Source organism: Citrobacter sp. wls613 (genome assembly GCF_005281195.1).
In the GTDB taxonomy this organism is placed as follows: Bacteria; Pseudomonadota; Gammaproteobacteria; order Enterobacterales; family Enterobacteriaceae; genus Citrobacter; species Citrobacter gillenii.
Window position 1 is genome coordinate 176 of record NZ_SZXN01000017.1, and the last position, 2,050, is coordinate 2,225.

Here is a 2,050-nt window from a genome sequence, read left to right on the forward strand (position 1 = left end):
CTTTAAGCATAACAATGATGACGACTTTAACTGCCGTAACCCCGACTGCCGTACGTTCTGCGCCTCTGCTCGCCCCTGTCGCCGCACTGGTTTCCGCGCTGCTGTTAAGCGGTTGCGGCACCATTAAACCTGAACCGCTGACCCAGGATGAAATCGGCGCGCGCGTCAGCGCCGACCGCGCCGCCATGTACCGCGACCAGCAGCCGGTCTCTGGTCCGCTGACCCTGTCAGACGCCATGGCCCGCGCGCTGAAATACAACCTCGACTACCGCCTGAAGATGATGGAAACCGCCCTGTCGCGCGGCATCCTGGATATCTCCCAGCAGGATATGCTGCCGAAGTTGATGACCGATGCCGGCTACCGCTGGCGCGACAACGATTCCGGCGGCACCAGCGTCGGTATCGAAGACCGGGTCGTCAGCCTGCGTCCGTCCACCTCTGAAGAGCGCGAGCACCTGCTGGCCGACGCCACCTTCTCCTGGGACGTGCTCGATTTCGGCATGAGCTACTACCGCGCGAAGCAGCAGGCGGATAACGTCAACATCGCCGAAGAGCGTCGCCGCAAGGTATTGCAGAATATTGTCCAGGAGGTGCGCGACGCGTACTGGCGCGCGCTGGGCGCACAGCGTCTGCTGAGCGAAGCGCAGCCGCTGGCCGAAGAGATCCAGACCGCGCTTGAGAAAACCCGCGAAGCGGAGCGCGCAGGCATTCTGCCGCCGGTCGAGGGCCTGGAGTACCAGCGCGCCCTGCTCGACGCGGTGGCGCTGCTGAACCAGAAGCGCCAGGAGATGCAGATGGCGAAAAGCGAGCTGGCCGCCCTGCTGAACCTGCCGTCCACCACCGACTTCACCTTACAGGACGTCGCCAATCCGGCGCTTTCCGGCGTGCCAAGCCAGCTTGATACGCTTGAGCAGATGGCGCTGGAACGCCGCCCAGAGCTGCGTGAAGAAGATTACAAAACCCGCATCGACGTGCTGGAAACCAAACGCCAGATCGCCTCGCTGTTCCCGAACCTGAATCTGTTCGGCGGCATCAGCTACGACTCCAACAGCTACCTCTACAACAACAGCTGGGTGCAGGGCGGCGTGGGCGTTTCCATGAACCTGTTCAAGCTGCTGAGCGCGCCGGCCATCAGCCGCACCAACGACGCGCGCCTGGCCACCGACAATGCCCGCCGTATGGCGCTGAGCATGGCGGTGCTGACTCAGGTGCGCGTCTCGGTTGAGCGCTACAAGCTCGCGGTGTACGACTACCAGATAGCCCAGGAGTCCGCCCGCGTCGACCAGCGTCTGGCGAGCATCTCCCGCGCCGGTTCCGACAACTCGCTCTCAAGCGACCTGGAATCCCTGCGCACCCAGGCGCGCTCCATCGTCTCCCGCTTCCAGGAAGCCGCCTCCTACGCGCAGGCGCAGTCCGCCTATGGCCGCGTGCTGAACTCGGTAGGCATCGACCTGCTGCCGGAAAAGGTGACCAGCAGCGATCTGCCGACCCTGTCGCGTGAAATCAACCAGAGCCTGGTGGCGGGCGAGAAGCAGGTCTTCACCCAGAGCGCCGACGCGGTAGTTTCCCGCCATCCGGTCAGCGTCACCCTGGGCCGCCTGCCAGCGGGCGTCAACAAGAGCGCGATTTATCAGTCGGTCACCCATGTGCTGGCCGCCAACCAGCTGGTGCAGGGCAACGGCGCCGACAGCGTGAAACTGCAAATGAACCTCAACCTTGAACGCGCGTCAGGCTCGCAGCGCGGCGTGTGGGAAATGGCGGTCTATAACGCCCAGGGCGCGCAGGTCGCCTACCAGAAATACACCAGCTATCTGCCGAATGACGTCAACACCCGTTCGGTCAGCGCGCTGGCAGAAGCCGCCGCGCTCTCCGTGGTGTCCGACCTGCATAAAGCGGCAGGCGACACCGGCGTGATGACGGCAAGTAACCCTTAATAACAGGAACAGGTATGAACAACGTGAACGAAGGCTGGCGCAGCATCCGCGCGCTCATGCCGCTGACGGGCCTGGCGCTGTGCGCCAGCGCCTTCGCCGCCGACCCAACCCCCGCT

1 protein-coding gene is annotated in these 2,050 nt (G+C 64.0%); it reads left to right on the forward strand.

Translation table 11 applies throughout. The features are described 5' to 3' along the window. Positions 1-1,934 (forward strand): TolC family protein (locus tag FDX01_RS03540; protein ID WP_249360849.1); only part of this gene is annotated, 1,934 nt, incomplete at its 5' end. Positions 1,935-2,050: the final 116 nt, after the last annotated feature.